Below are 19097 nucleotides of genomic sequence, written 5' to 3'. Positions count from 1 at the left end.
TCGAGGTTCGATTCCTGATGCGCCGCCCGCGGGCGGCGCGTTGCTCAATGCGGCAGCACCGCGCCCGTCGCCTGCCAGCGCGCGACGTAGCCGGGCAGCTCGTGCATGTCGTCGAATACGTGGCGCGCGCCGATGCCGCGCAGCGCATCGACCTGCGCGGGCGACGCATGCCCCGCGCCGACGAAGCCGAGCACGGTCATGCCGGCCGCCGCCGCCGCGGTGATGCCGGTCGCGCTGTCCTCGACGACGAGGCATTGCGCGGGCGCGACGCCGAGCGCATGGGCGGCCGCGAGGTACACGTCGGGCGCGGGCTTCGGGCGCGCGACGGCGTCCGCGCAGAACAGCCGCTCGCCGAAGAAGCGCTTGAGGCCCGTGCGCGCGAGCGCGGCCTCGACGTACGCGCGGTAGCTGTTGCTCGCGCACGCGATCGGCAGCGTGAGCGCGTCGAGGGCTGCCGCGATGCCGTCGACGGCCGGCGCGTTCACCGCCGCGGCTTCGACCGCGCGCCGGATCGCGCCGACGTCCGCGTCGCCCAGCGTGCGGCCGAGCGCGTCGCTCGCGCCGGCGAGCACGCGCTCGATCCGCAGCCCGAGCAGCGGCATCACCGCGGGCCGCGCGTCGACGCCGGGCCAGCGCGCTTCGAGCTCGCGCACCAGCATGTCGGCAGCGACCGCTTCACTGTCGATCAGCACGCCGTCGCAATCGCAGATCAGCGCGCCTTCGTTGCGCGTTCCGTTCATTTGACCGCCCCGAACGTGAGCCCGCGCACGAGCTGCTTCTGCGACAGCCAGCCGACGATCAGGATCGGCGCGACCGCGAGCAGGGAAGCTGCGGACAGCTTCGCCCAGAACAGCCCCTCCGGGCTCGAGTACGACGCGATGAACACCGTCAGCGGCGCCGCGTTCGAGCTCGACAGGTTGATGCTCCAGAACGCCTCGTTCCACGACAGGATCACGAGCAGCAGCGCGGTCGACGCGAGCCCCGGCAGCGCCATCGGCAGCAGCAGGTAGACGATCTCCTGCCACGTCGATGCGCCGTCGATGCGCCCCGCCTCGAGGATGTCCTTCGGAATCTCGTTGAAGTAGGTGAAGGTCATCCACACCGCGATCGGCAGGTTGATCAGCGTGTAGACGATCACGAGCCCCGACACGCTGTCGAGCAGGCCCGCGTTCTTCCACAGCAGGTAGATCGGCACCAGCACGCCGACCGACGGCATCATCTTGGTCGACAGCATCCACAGCAGCACCTTCTGCGTGCGGCGATTCGGGAAGAACGCCATCGCGTAGGCGGCCGGCACCGCGAACAGCAGGCAGATCACCGTCACGCCGGCCGAGATCAGCACCGAATTCCACGCGAACGAGAAGTAGTCGCTGCGCGCGAACACCTCGCGGAAGCTGTCGAGCGTCGGGATGAAGAACAGCGTCGACGCGTACGCCTGCTGCTCGGTCTTGAACGCGGTGAGCGCCATCCAGAAGATCGGGAAGAACAGCGCGAGCGCGATCAGCCATGCCAGCAGGCCCGGCGCCGCGCGGCGCGCCCGGCCGAGCGCGGCGGATACGGCGGACGTGCGGCGGCCGGCATCGAAAGTCAGGTCGCTCATTGTTCGTACTCCCCTTTCAGGTTGCGTGCGAGCATCCGCACGAGGAAGAACGACACGACGTTCGCGACCACGACGGCGATGATCCCGCCCGCGGACGCGAGGCCGACGTCGAACTGCTGCAGGCCGAGCGCATAGATCAGGTACGACAGGTTGGTCGTCGCGTTGCCGGGGCCGCCGCCCGTCGTCGTGTAGATCTCCGCGAAGATCGACAGCAGGAAGATCGTCTCCATCATCACGACGACCGCGATCGCGCGCTTCAGGTGCGGCAGCGTGATGTAGAAGAACATCGCGACCGGGCCCGCGCCGTCGATGCGCGCCGCCTCCTTCTGCTCCTGGTCGAGCGACTGGATCGCGGTGAACAGGATCAGGAATGCGAACGGCAGCCACTGCCACGCGACGATGATGATCACCGCGGTCAGCGGATAGTCGGCGAACCAGTCGACCGGCGTCATGCCGAGCGCGCGCATCGCGTTCGCGACGAGCCCGTACACCGGATGCAGGATCATGTTCTTCCAGATCAGCGCGGACACCGTCGGCATCACGAAGAACGGCGCGATCGCGAACAGGCGCGCGACGCCCTGCCCGTAGAACTTGCGGTCGAACAGCACCGCCATCAGCACGCCGCCGGCCACGGTGATCGCGAGCACCGCGCCGATCAGCACGAGCGTGTGCCAGATCGCCGGCAGGAACGCCGGATCGGTCGCGAGGAAACGGTAGTTGTCGAATCCGGCGAAGCCCTTCACGTCCGGATTGAGCAGGTTGTAGCGCGAGAACGAGTACCACACCGTCATCGCGAGCGGGATCGACATCCACAGCACCAGCACCGCGACGGACGGCGACACGAGCCAGCTCGCGCCGCGCCGCGGCCGGTCCGGCGCGGGCGGCCGCGGCGCGGCGTCGAGCGGGTGCGCGTGGGTCAGGGGAAGACGTAAGTGACGCATGATCGGGACCACCTCCGATTGAAACGCGGGCGCGCAGCGCTCGCCCGCCTTGCCGCTTCACGACGGCCGTGCGTGCGCAGACGCACGGCGCACGCCGCATGACTTCTCCGTGTTACTTCTCCGTGTGACTTCTCCGCGTTACTTCTGGTACCCGGCCTGGCGCACCGCGCGGTCGGCCGCGGCCTGTCCGGCCGCGAGCGCCTGGTCGACCGTCAGTTGCCCGGCCACCGCGCCCGCGATGCTCTGCCCGACCACGGTGCCGAACGACTGGAACTCGGGAATGCCGACGTACTGCACGCCCGTGTACGGCACCTTCTGCGCGGACGGATCGTTCGGGTCGGCCGTCTCGATCGCCTTCAGCACGAACTCGGAGAACGGCGCGGCGGCCTTGTATTCGGCGCGCTGATACGTCGACGTGCGCGTGCCCGGCGGCACCGACGCCCACCCTTCGTCCTTCGCGACCAGCTCCACGTACTGCTTCGACGTCGCCCACGCGATGAACTTCTTCGCGGCGTCCTGCTGCTTCGACGTCTTCGGGATCGCGAGCGCCCATGCCCACAGCCAGTGCGAACCCTTCGGCGTCGCCGCGACCGGCGCTGCCGCATAGCCGATCCGGTCCGCGACCTGCGACTGCTGCTTGTTGTACAGAATCCCGGCCGCGACGGTCGCGTCGATCCACATCGCGCACTTGCCGGACGCGGTCAGCGTCAGGTTCTCGTTGAAGCCGTTCGAGCTCGCGCCCGGCGGGCCGTTCTTCTTCAGCAGGTTCACGTAGAAATTGACGGCCTTCTTCCACTCGGGAGAGGTGAGCTGCGCATTCCACTTGTCGTCGAACCAGCGGCCGCCGAACGTGTTCACGACCGTCGACAGGTACGCCATGTTCTCGCCCCAGCCGGCCTTGCCGCGCAGGCAGATGCCGTAGATGCCCTTCGACTTGTCGGTCAGCTTGTCCGCGAACCCGGCGATCTGGTCGTAGGTCGGCTGGTCGGGCATCTTGAGGCCCTTCGCCGCGAACAGGTCCTTGCGGTAGAACGTCATCGAGCTCTCGACGTAGAACGGCAGCGCATAGAGCTGGCCGTTGTACGACAGGCTGTCGCGCGCGGTCTTCACGACGTCGTTCAGGTCGTAGTCGGCCGGCAGGCCGGCCACCGGCGCGAGCCAGCCGCGCTTGCCCCACTGCGGCGTCTCGTAGGTGCCGATCATCACCACGTCGAACTGGCCGCTGCCGGTCGTGATGTCGGTCGTCGCGCGCTGGCGCAGCACGTTTTCCTCGAGGATCACCCAGTTCAGCCTGACGTCGGGATTGGCCTTCTCGAACGCAGGCGCGAGCTTCTTCAGCTCGATCATGTCGGGGTTGTTCAGCGTCGCGATCGTCAGCGTTCCCGCGAGCGCGGCGCCGGCGGCCGTCGCGAGCGCCGCGCCGGCGAGCACGCGGGCGGCAAGCGTCTTTCGTTGCATGGCATGTCTCCAGTGTCTTCTGTGTTGTGTGTTGTCGATGAAACGGCGCGCAACCGGCCGGTCAGGCCGCCGCGCGCGGGTCGGGCCGCGTCAGCTCATCCCGCGTCAGCTCATCCAGTTACCGCCGTCGACGTTCAGCGTCTGCGCGGTGACGTAGTCCGCGTCCGCCGACGCGAGGAACAGCGCGGCGCCCGTCAGGTCGGCGGGCAACCCCATCCGGCCGAGCGGCACCGCCTCGCCGACGAGCCGCTTCTTCTCCCCGAGCGGCCGGTTCTCGTAGCGCGCGAAAAGCGCGTCGACCTGCTCCCACATCGGCGTGTCGACGACGCCCGGCGCGATCCCGTTCACGTTGATCCGGTGCGGTGCGAGCGCGAGCGCGGCCGACTGCGTATAGCTGATCACCGCCGCCTTGGTCGCGCAATAGTGCGATACGAGCGCCTCGCCGCGCCGTCCGGCCTGCGACGACATGTTGACGATCTTGCCGCCGCGCCCCTGCTCGACCATCCGCTGCGCGACGGCCTGCATCAGGAAGAACAGCCCCTTCACGTTGACGGCGAACAGGCGGTCGAACACGTCCCACGATTCGTCGAGGAGCGGGCGCATGTCGAACAGCGCCGCGTTGTTGAACAGGATGTCGATGCCGCCGAACCGCTCGACCGCGGTGGCGACGATGCGCGCGATGTCGTCGCGACGGGTGACGTCCGCGGCCACGGCGACCGCGCGGCCAGGGCTCGCCTCGATGAGCCGCGCGAGCGACCCGCCGGCCGGTTTCACGTCGACGAGCACGCAGCGCGCGCCCTCTTCCAGATAGCGTTGCGCGACCGCTTCGCCGATGCCGCTCGCGGCGCCCGTCAGGATCGCGACCTTGTCCTGCAATCTCACTGGCTGTCTCCGTTTCGTTCTGCTTGTGCGATGGGCCGCGACATGAGCAAACGCTCGCGGCACGAATAATTGCTCTGATTGCGATCAAATGATCGGATACGGAACCGGGGCTGTCAAGGCGGATCGGGCCGTTTTCGATGATGCGGTGCGGCACAACGGCGCCGCGCCGACGGCCTCGGGCGCAGGCGGGACAACGGCGAGCGGGACAGGTTGCGGCGCGGGCGGATGCGCCGCAGGACGGGCGACGGGGCCGGCTTTGGCGCGGGCGGGCAGAAACGGGACGGATGGCCGCATGCGCGGGTTGGCGATACGTTATATCATCGCGATATTCCCGTTCCATTGCCCGCACTGCGCCATGGCTACTTCATCGTCAACGGCGTCCATCGCCGACCGGCTGTCCCGCGCCGACGCGTTCGCCGCCGACCACGGGCTCGCGTGGACGCCGCTGCGCCGGCAGGTCTACGAACGCGTGCTCGCCGCGCAGCGCCCGATCGGCGCATACGACCTGCTCGCCGAGCTCGAGCCGCAGCGCGGCCGGGTGCCGCCCACGACCGTGTATCGCGCGCTGGATTTTCTCGTCGAGCACGGCTTCATCCACCGGATCGAATCGAAGAACGCGTTCTTCGCATGCTGCGAGATCGGCGTGCCGCACGAGGGCCAGTTCCTGATCTGCGAATCGTGCGGCGACACCACCGAGATTCCGGGCGGCGACCTCGCGAAGCAGCTGTCCGCGAGCCCGCCCGCGCACGGTTTCGAGGTCCATCACCAGGTCGTCGAGCTGAGCGGCCTGTGCGGACACTGCAAGACCAAGCCGGCGCAGCGCTGACGCCGAACGCGCGGCCTCGCGCCGCCCCTTCCCGACGAGGAGTTTCATGTCCATTGCCCTGACGCGCGCATCGCTGCCCGCGTTTTCACGCCCCGCCCGCTGGATCGCCGCCGGCCTCGCCGCGCTGTCGCTCGCGGCGCCCGCGCTCGCGCAGGCCGCGGCCGTCAACGTGGTCGCCGCCGAGAATTTCTACGGCGACGTCGCATCGCAGATCGGCGGCCGCCACGTCGCGGTGACGAGCATCCTCAGCAATCCCGACCAGGACCCGCACCTGTTCGAGGCGAGCCCGAAGACCGCGCGCGCGCTGCAGCAGGCGCAGCTCGTGATCTACAACGGCGCCGACTACGATCCGTGGATGGGCAAGCTGCTCGGCGCATCGAAGCAGGCGAAGCGCGCGACGATCGTCGTCGCCGATCTCGTCGGCAAGAAGGCCGGCGACAACCCGCACCTGTGGTACGACCCGGCGACGATGCCGGCCGCCGCGCGCGCGATCGCGGCCGAGCTCGGCCGCGCGGACCCGGCGAACAAGGCCGACTACGACGCGAACCTGCAGAAGTTCGTCGCTTCGCTGAAGCCCGTGAACGACAAGGTCGCCGCGCTGCGCGCGCAGTACAAGGGCGTGCCCGTGACGGCCACCGAGCCCGTGTTCGGCTACATGTCGGACGCGATCGGCCTCGACATGCGCAACCAGCGGTTCCAGCTCGCGGCGATGAACAATACCGAGGCGAGCGCGCAGGACGTTGCAGCGTTCGAGGGCGACCTGCGCAAGAAGCAGGTGCGCGTGCTCATCTACAACAGCCAGGCCGAGGAGCCGATGACGAAGCGCATGCTGAAGATCGCGCGCGACGGCGGCGTGCCGACCGTCAGCGTCACCGAGACGCAGCCGGCCGGCAAGACCTTCCAGCAATGGATGGCCGGCCAGCTCGACGCGCTCGGCAAGGCCCTTTCCACCGCCAAGAAATGACCCTGAACCCTCACGCACTCGAACTCGATCGCGTCACGCTCGAACTGGGCGGACGCACGATCCTGCGCGACGTCAGCTTCTCGATCGAGCCCGGCGAATTCGTCGGCGTGCTCGGGCCGAACGGCGCCGGCAAGACGACGCTGATGCGCGCGGTGCTCGGCCTCGTGCCGGTCGCGGGCGGCGCGCTCCGCGTCGGCGGCGAGCCGGTCGCGCGCGGCAACCCGTCGATCGGCTACATGCCGCAGATCCGGAGCGGCCTCGCGAGCCGCCGGATGCGCGGCTACGATTTCGTCGCGATGGCGGCCGACGGGCACCGCTGGGGCCTGCCGCATGCGAGCGCCGCGACGCGGCGCGACGTCGACCGCGTGCTCGAACTCGTCGGCGGCGGCACGCTCGCGCGCCGGCCGCTGTCGGAACTGTCCGGCGGCGAGCGGCAGCGCCTGCTGCTCGCGCAGTGCCTGCTCGGCAGCCCGAAGCTGCTGCTGCTCGACGAGCCGCTGATCAGCCTCGACCCGAACCACCAGCGCGGCGTCGTCGAGCTCGTGCGCCGCGTGCAGCGCGAGCTCGGCATCACGGTGCTGTTCTCCGCGCACGAACTGAACCCGCTCCTCAATGCGCTCGACCGCGTGCTGTATCTCGGCAACGGCGTCGCGGCGCTCGGCACCGTCGACGAGGTGATCACGAAACCCGTGCTGTCGCGGCTGTACGGGTCGCCGATCGACGTGATGCGTGTGAACGGCAAGATCTTCGTGATGTCCGGCGACGTGGAAGTCGAGAAGCACGACCACGAGCACGAAGGCGACGACGACGGCCATTCGCACGGCGGCCACGGCCATTCCCATCACGGACACGCGCACCCTCACGCGAGCGGGCAATCACACGATGTTTGAATACGATTTCATGATCAACGCCTTCGCGGCGTCGGGGATCGTCGCGGTGCTCGCGGGCATCGTCGGCTACTTCCTGGTGCTGCGCGGGCAGACCTTCGCCGGCCACGCGCTGTCGCACGTCGGCTTCACCGGCGCGACGGGCGCGGTGCTGCTCGGCATCTCGCCGATCTGGGGGATGGTCGGCTTCACGCTCGCGGCCGGCATCGGCATGGGCGCGCTCGGCGAGCGGCTCGCGGGGCGCGACGTCGCGATCGGCGTGATCCTGTCGGGCGCGCTCGGCTTCGGCCTGCTGTTCCTGCATTTCTATACGTCGTTCGCGACGCAGGTGACGGCGCTGCTGTTCGGCAACGTGCTCGCGGTCAGCCACGACACGCTCGCGGTGCTCGCGGGCATCGGCGCGGTGAGCCTCGCCGCGCTCGCACTGATCGCGCGGCCGCTCCTGTTCGCGTCGCTGCAGCCCGAACTCGCCGAAGCGAAGGGCGTGTCGCTGCGCGCGGTGTCGGTGCTGTTCCTCGCGGTGTGCGCGCTCGCGGTCGCCGCGGCGACGCAGATCGTCGGCGTGCTGCTCGTGTTCACGCTGCTGGTCGGCCCGGCCGCCGCCGCGCAGAACGTGTCGACGCGGCTGTCGACGGGCGTCGTGCTCGCCGCGCTGTTCGCGCTGTTCGAGGCGTGGCTGGGTATCGTGCTCGCGTACTACACCGACTGGCCGACGAGCTTCTGGATTACGGCGCTGTCGGCGCTGGTGTATGGGGCGAGCCTGTTGCGCAGGGCAGGATGACGCGCAAGGCCAGCCGCTGACGTCACAGGCTCGCTCTCCATGCGCATACGCCCGTTGCCGCGAGAATCAGGAAGCTGACCCAAGGTCTGCGACCGACGGCCCCGGATCTCGCGAGCAACACGACTTGAGCGGCGGCAACGATCATCAGGAACGCATATGCGACCAGCCTCCGGTCACCTGCTTCGTCCTTGATTGCGCCGATCGCGACGGATGGATCGATTTCATGCATCCACGCGTACGGGTTCCCGGTGATCGCGATGACGACGAGCAAGCCGATGATGCACGCGAAGTGGATGAAACGAATCATGTTGGCGTCTGGCGATGAATGACAGGCCACGTCGTCCGCGCCGGTGCGGAACGACGTGGCGTCCGACAGCTCAGCGCGCGAGCACCCGCGCATGATGCGCGACGTGATCCGCGATGAACGTCGAGATGAAGTAATACCCGTGGTCGTAGCCCGCATGCCGCCGCAGCGTCAGCGGCTGTCCGGCCGCCGCACACGCCGCCTCGAACACGTCGGGATTCAGCTGGTTCGCGAGGAACTGGTCGGCGAGCCCTTGATCGACGAGGATGCCGTCCGTGAACTTCCGCGCGTCCGCGCGCGCGACGAGCTCGCTCGCGTCGTAGTGCTTCCACGCTTCGCGATCCGCGCCCAGATAGCCCGAGAACGCCTTCTCGCCCCACGGGCAGCGCGTCGGCGCGGCGATCGGCGCGAACGCCGACACCGAGCGGTACACGTCCGGATTGCGCAGCGCGAGCACGAGCGCGCCATGCCCGCCCATCGAGTGGCCGAAGATGCCGAGCCGCGCGCCGTCGATCGGCAACTCGGCGTTCACCGTCTCGCGCAGTTCGTCGACGACGTACGAATACATCCGGTAATGCGCCGACCACGGCGCTTCGGTCGCATCGACATAGAAGCCCGCGCCGACGCCGAAGTCCCACGCGTCGGTCTCGCCCGGCGCGCCCGCACCGCGCGGGCTCGTGTCGGGCATCACGAGCGCGAGCCCGTGCTGCGCCGCGTATTGCTGCGCGCCGGCCTTGATCGCGAATGTCTCCTCGGTGCAGGTCAGCCCCGCGAGATAGAACAGCGCCGGCACGCGGCCGTGCGCGGCCTGCGGCGGCAGGTACACCGAGAACTTCATCGGCAGGCCGATCGCCGTCGAGTCATGGCGATAGAAGCGCTGCTCGCCGCCGTGGCACGCGTGTGACGAAACGAGTTCGAGCATCGTCGTGGCCTCGCGATCAGTACAGCACGACCGAGCGGATCGACTCGCCCTTCTTCATCAGGTCGAAACCGTCGTTGATCTTCTCGAGCGGCAGCGTGTGCGTGATCAGGTCGTCGATGTTGATCTTCCCTTCCATGTACCAGTCGACGATCTTCGGCACGTCGGTGCGGCCGCGCGCGCCGCCGAACGCCGAGCCCTTCCACTCGCGGCCCGTCACCAGCTGGAACGGCCGCGTGCTGATTTCCTCGCCGGCTGCCGCAACGCCGATGATGAACGACTGGCCCCAGCCCTTGTGCGTACACTCGAGCGCCTGGCGCATCAGCTTCACGTTGCCCACGCATTCGAACGAGTAGTCCGCGCCGCCGTCGGTGAGCTGCACGATGTGGTCGACCACGTTCTCGACCTCGTTCGGGTTGATGAAGTGCGTCATCCCGAACTTCTTCGCGAGCTCGACGCGCTTCGGGTTGATGTCGACGCCGATGATCTTGTCCGCGCCGACCATCTTCGCGCCCTGGATCACGTTCAGGCCGATCCCGCCGAGGCCGAACACGACCACGTTCGCGCCCGCCTCGACCTTCGCCGAGTACACCACCGCGCCGACGCCCGTCGTCACGCCGCAGCCGATGTAGCAGATCTTGTCGAACGGCGCATCCTCGCGCACCTTCGCGACCGCGATCTCCGGCACCACGATGTAGTTCGAGAACGTCGACGTGCCCATGTAGTGGAACAGCGGCTTGCCGTCGAGCGAGAAGCGCGACGTCGCGTCCGGCATCAGCCCCTTGCCCTGCGTCGCGCGGATCTTCTGGCACAGGTTCGTCTTGCGCGACAGGCAGAACTTGCACTCGCGGCATTCCGGCGTATAGAGCGGAATCACGTGGTCGCCCTTCCTCACCGTGCCGACGCCGGGGCCGACGTCGACCACCACGCCCGCGCCTTCATGGCCGAGGATCGCCGGGAAGAGCCCTTCCGGGTCCGCACCCGACAGCGTGTAGTAGTCGGTGTGGCAGATCCCCGTCGCCTTCACCTCGATCAGCACCTCGCCCGCGCGCGGCCCTTCCAGGTCGACTTCCTCGATCGTCAGCGGCGCACCCGCCTTCCATGCAATCGCGGCTTTCGTCTTCATCGTGTGACTCCTATCGGTAGACGTGGACATGCCGCGCGGCGTCGCGCGGCATGTCGAGTGAAATCGTGCTCCCCATGATGGCCGATCGACGCACGCGCCGCGTGCGGGAAACAGCCGTCGTATTGCCCGTATGCGTCATGGTTGACGCAAAACGACAAGTGCCCGAGTTTAAACGTCCAGCGTGAACCATGCAGCGGTTCGCGCATACAGGTCGACGAAGCGCGCGTGCCGCGTCGCGAGCGCGCGGTCGCCGCACGGCGCCGCCACCGGCGACGCGGCGGGCGCGAGCGCGCGCAACGCGTCCTCGCGCCAGTGGCCGATCGCCACGCCGGCCAGCAGCGCGGCGCCGCGCGTCGCGGCGTTCGGGCAGTCGACCGCGTCGAGCGACGCGCCGAGCGCGTCGGCCAGCAGCTGGCGCCAGCGCGGATCGACCGAGCCGCCGCCGGCCAGGCGCAGCGACGCGACCGCGCAGCCTCCCGCACCTTCCGCACCGTCCACACGAATCGCATCGAGCCCCGCGCGCAGCGCGAACGCGACGCCTTCGAACGCCGCCCTCATCATCGCGCCGCGCGTATCGCCGAGCCCGAGGCCGAGCCAGCCGCCGCGCGCGTCGGGATTCATCCACGGCGAGCGCTCGCCGCTCAGGTACGGCAGGAACGAGAGCCGCTCGGACGCCGGCTGCGCGAACGCGTCGTCGTAGGCGGCCGGCCAGCTCGCGTAGCCGAGCCAGCCGCGCACCGCTTCGAGCGCGAGCCCGACGTTCTGCATCGCCGCCATCGTGTAGTACCCGCCGCCCGCGGCCGCGCGATAGCGATGCAGCCCGCGTCGCACGGCGGGCAGCCGGTCCGCGAGCACGACGATCTGCCCGCCGCTGCCGGTCGTCAGCAGCGCGTCGCCGTCCGCGACGAGGCCGCTGCCCAGCGCCGCGCACGCGGTGTCGGCCGCGCCGGTCGCGAGCGGCACGCCGGCCGGCAAGCCGAGCGCCGCGGCCGCCTGCGCGGCGAGCACGCCGCACGGCGCCGTCGACGCGCGCACCGGCGCAAACAGCGCGCGCGGCAGGCCGAGCGCGTCGAGCCGCGCGGCATCCCACGCGCCGTCGGGCAACGCGAGCGCGGTCGCGCACGCATCGCTCGGATCGGCCGCGACGTCGCCGCCGAGCGCGATGCGCAGCCAGTCCTTCGGCTGCACGGCCCAGCGTGCGGCGCGCAGCGCCGCCGGCTCGCTTGCGGCCATCCAGCGCAGCAGCGGGCCTGCCATCCCCGGCGCGACCGGGTTCGGCGCGTCCGGCCAGTCCGCCGCGGCGGCGAACCGCACGGCGCGCGTATCGGGCCACAGCAGCGCGGGCCGCACCGCGCGGCCGGCCGCATCGATCAGCACGACGCCGTGCATCTGCCCCGAAAAACCGATTGCGGCGACTTGCGCCCGCTCATCGGCGGGCAGCCGCGCGGCGGCGCGAACGAGCGCATCCCACCACGCATCCGGAGCGATTTCCGCCCAGCCGGGCTGCGGCGACGACAGTGCATAAGGTTCGCTCGCGACCGCGCGTTCGACGCCGTCCGGGTCGAGCGTGACGAGTTTCACCGAGCCGGTGCCGAGATCGATTCCGAGCAAGCGCATGACGAAGCGACGAATTGAATGGACAAGCTTCGATGATAGCGGGATCGCAATATGCGCCCCATTTTTTCGCGATCGTGAATGGCCGATGCGATCGAGCTCGCCTTCTGCTTTAAAACGCCCGTTCTCGGGTTAACCCGGTGCGTTTTTTCACACCCTGAAATGACCACTATTCCCGAATTGCGATACACACCATAAAGCACCCCATATTTGACATGGGAGTCCGCATTATTTTGGACGGCTATAAAACCGGGAAACCTCACTCCTGCGGCAGATCCACGATGCGCGACGCCACGCTTCATGCCGAATCGGCATATCGAACCAGCAAAGAACGGAATAGAACCCAGTGCTCTTGTTGCGCATGGCCGTTCCGCATAACTTCGTATCACCCCGAATACAAGATCATGGAGTGAGACAGATGCAATCGAACACGGTCCATCCGTGCGATGAAGTGTTGCCGACCGGCAAGCTCGTAACGCTCGGACTGCAGCACGTTCTCGTCATGTACGCCGGCGCGGTCGCCGTGCCGTTGATCGTCGGCGGCGCGCTCAAGCTGCCGAAAGACCAGATCGCGTTCCTGATCAGCGCCGATCTGTTTTCGTGCGGCATCGCGACGCTGATCCAGACGCTGGGCCTGTGGATCTTCGGCATCCGCCTGCCCGTGATCATGGGATGCACGTTCGCGGCGGTCGGCCCGATGATCGCGATCGGCACGAACCCCGGCCTCGGCATCCTCGACATCTTCGGCTCGACGATCGCGGCCGGCGTCATCGGCATCGTGCTCGCGCCGACGATCGGCAAGCTGCTGCGGTTCTTCCCGCCCGTCGTCGTCGGCACGGTGATCTCGGTGATCGGCCTGTCGCTGATGGAAGTCGGGATCAACTGGGCCGCAGGCGGCGTCGGCAATCCGGAATACGGCAGCCCCGTCTACCTCGGCCTGTCGCTGCTCGTGCTCACGCTGATCCTGCTGATCAACAAGTTCGGCCGCGGCTTCATCGCGAACATCTCGGTGCTGCTCGGCATCGTCGCGGGCTTCGCGATCGCGTTCGCGCTCGGCCGCGTGAACACCGACGGCGTGTCGATCGCGCCGTGGGTCGGCTTCGTGATGCCGTTCCACTTCGGCTGGCCGCACTTCGACCCGCTGTCGATCGCGACGATGGTCACGGTGATGTTCGTCACGTTCATCGAATCGACCGGGATGTTCCTCGCGGTCGGCGACATGGTCGATCGTCCGGTGGACCAGGATCGCCTCGTGCGCGGCCTGCGCGTCGACGGCCTCGGCACGCTGATCGGCGGCATCTTCAACTCGTTCCCGCATACGTCGTTCTCGCAGAACGTCGGCCTGATCGGCGTGACGGGCGTGAAGAGCCGCTTCGTGTGCGCGACGGGCGGCGTGATCCTGGTGCTGCTCGGCCTGTTCCCGAAGATGGCGCAGGTGGTCGCGTCGGTGCCGCCGTTCGTGCTCGGCGGCGCGGGGATCGTGATGTTCGGGATGGTCGCGGCGAACGGCGTGAAGGTGCTGTCGAAGGTCGACTTCGTGGAGAACCACCACAACCTGTTCGTCGTCGCGGTCAGCATCGGCCTCGGCCTCGTGCCGGTCGTGTCGCCGCACTTCTTCTCGAAGCTGCCGGGCGCGCTCGCGCCGATCCTGCACAGCGGCATCCTGCTCGCGTCGGTATCGGCGGTAATCCTGAACATCGTGTTCAACGGCGTGAAGGGCGAGAAGGAAGCGAAGTGCGACATCCGCCGCGCCGGTCATGATTTCGACGGGCGACCGGCCGACCTGCACTGACCGCCCGATCGCGCCGCGATGCGGCGCTGCGTTTGGATCGAAACACGCCACGACATCGTCGTGGCGTGTTTGTTTGCGTCCAGCACGCGCGCCAACTTTGCACGTGCAAAGCCCCCGCCCAAAAAGCAACGCCACGGATTCTCATCCGTGGCGTTGTCATTTGCGGAGCGTTGCGTGCGTATCCTGGTTGCGTCACGCACGCAACGCCCGCCGGCTCGATGCCGGCGGTTGCCCGCCATGCATCGCGACGACCGGCGGCGCTCAGCCCTTCGCCGCAGCGGCCGACGCCGGTGCAGGCGCGGCCGCCTTGCCGTAGTCGACCGGCTGGTCGGCCGGGCGCGGCGTCTCGCCGGCCCGCTCGATCCATCCGCCGCCCAGCGAGCGATACAGGTCGACGAGGTTCGTCCACCGTGCGAGCCGCGCGTTGATCAGCGACTGCTGCGCCGCATACAGGTCGGTCTGCGCGGTCAGCACCGACAGGTAGCTGTCGACGCCGTTCTTGTAGCGCAGGTCCGACAGGTCGTAGCGACGCTGCTGCGCGTGCTCGTTGCGCTGCAGCGCGGCGATCTGCTGGTCGTACGTGCCGCGCGCAGCGAGGCCGTCCGCCACTTCGCGGAACGCCGACTGGATCGCCTTCTCGTAGTTCGCGATCTCGATGCGCTTCTGCACGTTCGCGAGATCGAGATTGGCGAGGTTCGCGCCGCCCTCGAAGATCGGCATCGCGATCTGCGGCGCGAACGACCACGCCGCGGTGCCGGCCTTGAACAGCCCGCCGAGCGTCGGGCTCGCGGTGCCGAACGCGCCCGTCAGCGAGATGCGCGGGAAGAACGCCGCCCGTGCCGCGCCGATGTTCGCATTCGCCGCGAGCAGGTTCTGCTCGGCTTCCATGATGTCCGGACGACGCGTCAGCAGATCCGACGGCAACCCGGCCGGGATGTCGGTCAGGAAATTCTGCGCGTCGAGCGGCATGCCCGCCGGCAGGTCGTCCGGCAGCGGCTCGCCGATCAGCAGCACCAGCGCGTTCACCGCCTGCGCACGCGCACGCGCCTGCGCCTGCTGGTTCGCGAGCGCCGTTTCGACGATCGTCTGCGCCTGGCGCAGGTCGAGCTCCGAGCCGGTGCCGTTGTCGAACTTCAGCTTCGTCAGGTCGTACGACGCCTGCGCGGATTTCAGCGTGTTTTCCGTCACCTTCAGCAGGTCGTCGGTCGACAGCACCGTCAGGTACTGGTCCGCAACCTGCGCGACCAGCGCGATCTCCGACGCCTTGCGGGCCTGCGCGGTCGCGAGGTATTTCGCGAGCGCCTGGTCCTTCAGGCTCTGGATCCGGCCGAACAGGTCGAGCTCCCACGACGCCTGCAGCCCGACGTTGTAGGTCGTCGAGATGTTGCGCCCCGGGATGGCCGTCAGCGCGTTCGGCAGCCGCTGGCGATTGCCGGTGCCCACCGCGTCGAGCTTCGGGAACAGGTCCGCGCGCGTGATCTGGTACTGCGCGCGCGCGGCCGCGATGTTCAGCACCGCGACCCGCAGGTCGCGGTTGTTCTTCAGCGCGATGTCGATCAGCCGCTGCAGGCGCGGATCGACGAAGAACTCGCGCCAGCCGATGTCGGTCGCCGCCTGGCCGTTCGCGCTGCGCGCGCCGGCCGCCGCGGCCGGCTGCGTCGCATAGACGCCGCCGGACGGGAACGCCTGCGAAACGGGCGCATCGGGCCGCTTGTAATGCGGCGCCATCGTGCAGCCCGTGGCGAAGAGCGCGGCGGCCAGTGCGACCGCGCTTGCAGTCAAAGCATGTTTTTGCATCATCACTGCCCCTTCTTCTCGTCGTCGCCGTGGTCGCCCTTCTCCGCCTGGTGCATGTGATCCTGCGCAAGACGCAGCGCCTCGTCGACGTCTTCCTTCTCGCCGCTGAAGATCGCGCGGATCTTCACGAAGAACATCGGGATCATGAAGATCGCGAGGAACGTCGCGGTGATCATCCCGCCGATCACGCCGGTACCGATCGCGTGCTGGCTCGCCGAGCCCGCGCCGTTGCTGATCGCGAGCGGCATCACGCCGAGAATGAACGCGAGCGACGTCATCAGGATCGGACGCAGCCGCAGGCGCGCCGCTTCCAGCGCGGCCTCGATCGGCCCCATCTTCTCCGTTACCTGCAGCTCGCGCGCGAACTCGACGATCAGGATCGCGTTCTTCGCGGACAGGCCCACCGTGGTCAGCAGGCCGACCTGGAAGAACACGTCGTTCTCGAGGCCGCGCAGCGTCGCCGCGAGCAGCGCGCCGATCACGCCGAGCGGCACGACCATGATCACCGAGAACGGAATCGACCAGCTTTCATACAGCGCCGCGAGACACAGGAACACGACGAGGATCGAGATCGCATACAGGATCGGCGCCTGCGAGCCCGACTGGATTTCCTGGTACGACAGCCCCGTCCACGAGTAGCCGACGCCTTCCGGCAGCTTCTTCGCGAGCGCTTCCATCGCCGCCATCGCCTGGCCGGTCGACTTGCCCGGTGCGGCCTGGCCCTGGATTTCCATCGCCGAGATGCCGTTGTAGCGCTCGAGCTTCGGCGAGCCGTAGGTCCAGTGGCCGGTCGCGAACGCGCCGAACGGCACCATCCCGCCCGCGCCGTTGCGCACGTACCAGACGTTCATGTCTTCCGGCGTCATCCGGAACGGCGCGTCGGACTGTACGTACACCTTCTTGATCCGGCCGTCCGTGTCGAGGAAGTTGTTCACGTACTTCGACGCCCACGCGATCGAGAACGTCTGGTCGATCGCATCCGCCGTCACGCCGAGTGCGTTCGCCTTCTCGCGGTCGATGTCCACCTTGTACTGCGGCGTATCGTTCAGGCCGTTCGGACGCACGCCCTGCAGCGTCGGATCCTTCGAAGCCATCATCAGCAGCTGGTTGCGCGCGGCCATCAGCGCGTCGTGGCCGACGCCCGCGTTGTCCGTCAGCTCGAAGTCGAAGCCGGCGGCGGTGCCGAGTTCCGGAATCGACGGCGGGTTGAACGGAATCACCAGCGCGTCCTTGTACTTCGAGTAACGCCCGAACATCCGGCCGATCAGCGCCTGGACCTTCTGGTTCGCGTGCTGACGCTGCGCGTAATCCTTCAGCCTGACGAACACGAGACCCGAGTTCTGGCCGCGGCCCGCGAAGCTGAAGCCGTTGACCGTGAACGCGGACTCGACGATTTCCTTCTCGTCGTTCAGCAGGTAGTCGGAAATGTTCGCGAGCGTCTTCGCGGTGGTTTCCTGCGTCGAGCCGGACGGCGTCTGCACGATCACGAACATCAGGCCCTGGTCCTCATCCGGCAGGAACGACTTCGGCAGGCGCACGAACAGCAGGCCGACCGCGACGATCACGACCAGATAGATGATGAGCCAGCGGCCCGAGCGCTTGATCACGTGGTGCACGCCGACGTGGTACTTGTCGCGGCTCTGGTTGAACGTGCGGTTGAACCAGCCGAAGAAGCCCTTCTTCTCCTCGTGGTGGCCCTGCGGGATCGGCTTGAGGATCGTCGCGCACAGCGCCGGCGTCAGGATCAACGCGACGAGCACCGACAGCACCATCGCCGACACGATCGTCAGCGAGAACTGACGATAGATCGCGCCGACCGAGCCGCCCGAGAACGCCACCGGCACGAACACCGCCGACAGCACGAGCGCGACGCCGACCAGCGCGCCGGTGATCTGGCCCATTGCCTTGCGGGTCGCCTCCTTCGGCGACAACCCCTCCTCCGCCATCACCCGCTCGACGTTCTCCACCACCACGATCGCATCGTCGACCAGGAGGCCGATCGCGAGCACGAGGCCGAACATCGACAGCGTGTTGATCGAGAAGCCCACCATCGACATGATCGCGAACGTGCCGAGCAGCACCACCGGCACCGCGATCGTCGGGATGATCGTCGCCCGCAGGTTCTGCAGGAACAGGTACATCACGAGGAACACCAGCACGATGCCTTCGAGCAGCGTCTTGACCACTTCCTCGATCGACAGCTTCACGAACGGCGTCGTGTCATACGGATACGACACCGACAGGCCGTGCGGGAAGTACTTCGACAGCGTGTCCACCTGCTGGCGCACCGCCTTCGCGGTCGCGAGCGCGTTCGCGTTGGTCGCGAGCTGGATGCCCAGCGCCGCGCTCGGCTTGCCGTTGTACTTGGTGTCGAAGTTGTAGTTTTCCGCGCCGAGCGCGACGTGCCCGACATCCTTCAGGCGAACCTGCGAACCGTCCTGGTTGACCTTCAGCAGGATGTTGCCGAACTCCTCCGGCGTGCGCAGCAGCGTCGCCTCGGTGATCGTCGCCTGCAGCATCGTGCCGGGCTTCGCCGGCGTGCCGCCGAGCTGGCCGCCCGCGACCTGCACGTTCTGCGCGCTGATCGCGTTGGTCACGTCGACCGGCGTGAGGCCGTAGTTGGTCAGGCGGGTCGGATCGAGCCAGATCCGCATCGCGTACTGCGAGCCGAACAGCGTGACGGTGCCGACGCCGTTGAGCCGGCTGATCGGGTCCTTCACGTGCGACGCGACGTAGTTCGCGAGGTCGTAGCGGCTCATGCTGCCGTCTTCGGACGTGAAGGCGAGCACCAGCAGGAAGCTGCTGCTCGACTTCGTCACCGACAGGCCGAGCTGCTGCACGACCTGCGGCAGGATCGGCGTCGCGAGCGACAGCTTGTTCTGCACCTGGACCTGCGCGATGTCGGCGTTGGTGCCCGGCGCGAACGTCAGCGTGATCGTCGCCGTGCCCGAGTCGTCACTCGTCGACGACATGTACAGGAAGTTGTCGAGACCGCTCATCTGCTGCTCGATCACCTGCGTCACCGTGTCTTCCACCGTCTTCGCGGAAGCGCCCGGGTAGTTCGCGGAGATCTGGATCGATGGCGGCGCGATCGTCGGATACTGCGCGATCGGCAGCGTGAAGATCGCCGCGACCCCGGCCAGCATCAGGATGATGGCGATCACCCATGCAAAGATCGGGCGATCGATAAAAAACTTTGCCATGAA

Annotated in this window: 16 protein-coding genes; 5 read left to right on the top strand and 11 right to left on the bottom strand. The window is 68.0% G+C overall.

From position 1 onward, the window contains the following. Positions 1–44: 44 nt before the first annotated feature. From HWX31_RS14165 to HWX31_RS14145, 5 genes are all read right to left on the bottom strand, one after another. Complete coding sequence (locus tag HWX31_RS14165; protein ID WP_059731246.1) at positions 45–740, bottom strand: HAD family hydrolase; 696 nt, start codon at positions 738–740, stop codon at positions 45–47. Next, the gene (locus HWX31_RS14160; RefSeq protein ID WP_059618952.1) at positions 737–1600 is read right to left on the bottom strand and encodes a carbohydrate ABC transporter permease; all 864 of its coding nucleotides are present in this window, start codon (positions 1598–1600) and stop codon (positions 737–739) included. Before HWX31_RS14160 ends, HWX31_RS14165 begins: the two co-directional genes overlap by 4 nt. Next, on the bottom strand, positions 1597–2541 hold the full coding sequence (locus tag HWX31_RS14155) for a carbohydrate ABC transporter permease (protein WP_059478941.1): 945 nt from the start codon (positions 2539–2541) through the stop codon (positions 1597–1599). Before HWX31_RS14155 ends, HWX31_RS14160 begins: the two co-directional genes overlap by 4 nt. A gap of 138 nt (positions 2542–2679) precedes the next feature. After that, a complete protein-coding gene (locus tag HWX31_RS14150) occupies positions 2680–3999 on the bottom strand; it encodes an ABC transporter substrate-binding protein (protein WP_059731248.1) in 1320 nt (439 codons plus the stop codon). Positions 4000–4104: 105 nt separating this feature from the next. Further along, a complete protein-coding gene (locus HWX31_RS14145) occupies positions 4105–4881 on the bottom strand; it encodes an L-iditol 2-dehydrogenase (RefSeq protein ID WP_174964486.1) in 777 nt (258 codons plus the stop codon). Between the two features lie 355 nt (positions 4882–5236). On the opposite strand from HWX31_RS14145, the gene HWX31_RS14140 reads away from it, so the two are divergent. From HWX31_RS14140 to HWX31_RS14125, 4 genes are read left to right on the top strand one after another with little or no spacing between them, the layout of a single operon-like run. After that, on the top strand, positions 5237–5707 hold the full coding sequence (locus tag HWX31_RS14140) for a Fur family transcriptional regulator (RefSeq protein WP_042586188.1): 471 nt from the start codon (positions 5237–5239) through the stop codon (positions 5705–5707). A gap of 46 nt (positions 5708–5753) precedes the next feature. Beyond that, positions 5754–6671, top strand: a complete 918-nt coding sequence (locus HWX31_RS14135) for a metal ABC transporter solute-binding protein, Zn/Mn family (protein WP_174964487.1) — start codon at positions 5754–5756, stop codon at positions 6669–6671. Further along, the gene (locus tag HWX31_RS14130; protein WP_059615911.1) at positions 6668–7561 is read left to right on the top strand and encodes an ABC transporter ATP-binding protein; all 894 of its coding nucleotides are present in this window, start codon (positions 6668–6670) and stop codon (positions 7559–7561) included. Before HWX31_RS14135 ends, HWX31_RS14130 begins: the two co-directional genes overlap by 4 nt. Then, on the top strand, positions 7554–8339 hold the full coding sequence (locus HWX31_RS14125) for a metal ABC transporter permease (protein ID WP_059997710.1): 786 nt from the start codon (positions 7554–7556) through the stop codon (positions 8337–8339). Before HWX31_RS14130 ends, HWX31_RS14125 begins: the two co-directional genes overlap by 8 nt. 22 nt (positions 8340–8361) lie before the next feature. Here the strand turns inward: HWX31_RS14125 and HWX31_RS14120 are convergent, their stop codons facing one another. The 4 genes from HWX31_RS14120 to HWX31_RS14105 all read right to left on the bottom strand — a co-directional run bounded on the left by HWX31_RS14120 (position 8362) and on the right by HWX31_RS14105 (position 12305). Next, entirely contained in the window at positions 8362–8646 is a 285-nt protein-coding gene (locus HWX31_RS14120) for a hypothetical protein (protein WP_174964488.1), read from the bottom strand. A gap of 70 nt (positions 8647–8716) precedes the next feature. Continuing rightward, the gene (gene fghA / locus HWX31_RS14115) at positions 8717–9565 is read right to left on the bottom strand and encodes an S-formylglutathione hydrolase (RefSeq protein WP_174964489.1); all 849 of its coding nucleotides are present in this window, start codon (positions 9563–9565) and stop codon (positions 8717–8719) included. Between the two features lie 16 nt (positions 9566–9581). Continuing rightward, the gene (locus HWX31_RS14110) at positions 9582–10688 is read right to left on the bottom strand and encodes an S-(hydroxymethyl)glutathione dehydrogenase/class III alcohol dehydrogenase (protein WP_042586193.1); all 1107 of its coding nucleotides are present in this window, start codon (positions 10686–10688) and stop codon (positions 9582–9584) included. 168 nt (positions 10689–10856) lie between these two features. Next, a complete protein-coding gene (locus tag HWX31_RS14105) occupies positions 10857–12305 on the bottom strand; it encodes a xylulokinase (RefSeq protein WP_175933931.1) in 1449 nt (482 codons plus the stop codon). 415 nt (positions 12306–12720) lie between these two features. Between HWX31_RS14105 and HWX31_RS14100 the strand changes: the two genes are divergently transcribed. Then, positions 12721–14094 carry a nucleobase:cation symporter-2 family protein gene (locus tag HWX31_RS14100; RefSeq protein ID WP_174963789.1) on the top strand — a complete coding sequence of 458 codons (1374 nt, stop codon included), beginning with the start codon at positions 12721–12723 and terminating at the stop codon, positions 14092–14094. Positions 14095–14355: 261 nt separating this feature from the next. Here HWX31_RS14100 and HWX31_RS14095 read toward each other — a convergent pair whose 3' ends face one another. Further along, positions 14356–15894 (bottom strand): efflux transporter outer membrane subunit, encoded by a 1539-nt coding sequence (locus tag HWX31_RS14095; RefSeq protein ID WP_174963788.1) that lies wholly within the window; start codon positions 15892–15894, stop codon positions 14356–14358. Beyond that, entirely contained in the window at positions 15894–19094 is a 3201-nt protein-coding gene (locus HWX31_RS14090; RefSeq protein ID WP_174963787.1) for an efflux RND transporter permease subunit, read from the bottom strand. The genes HWX31_RS14095 and HWX31_RS14090 overlap by 1 nt, the downstream gene beginning before the upstream one ends. Positions 19095–19097: the final 3 nt, after the last annotated feature.

Source organism: Burkholderia ubonensis (genome assembly GCF_902833085.1).
Taxonomy (GTDB): domain Bacteria; phylum Pseudomonadota; class Gammaproteobacteria; order Burkholderiales; family Burkholderiaceae; genus Burkholderia; species Burkholderia ubonensis.
This window is presented reverse-complemented; position numbering and strand designations above follow the sequence as displayed.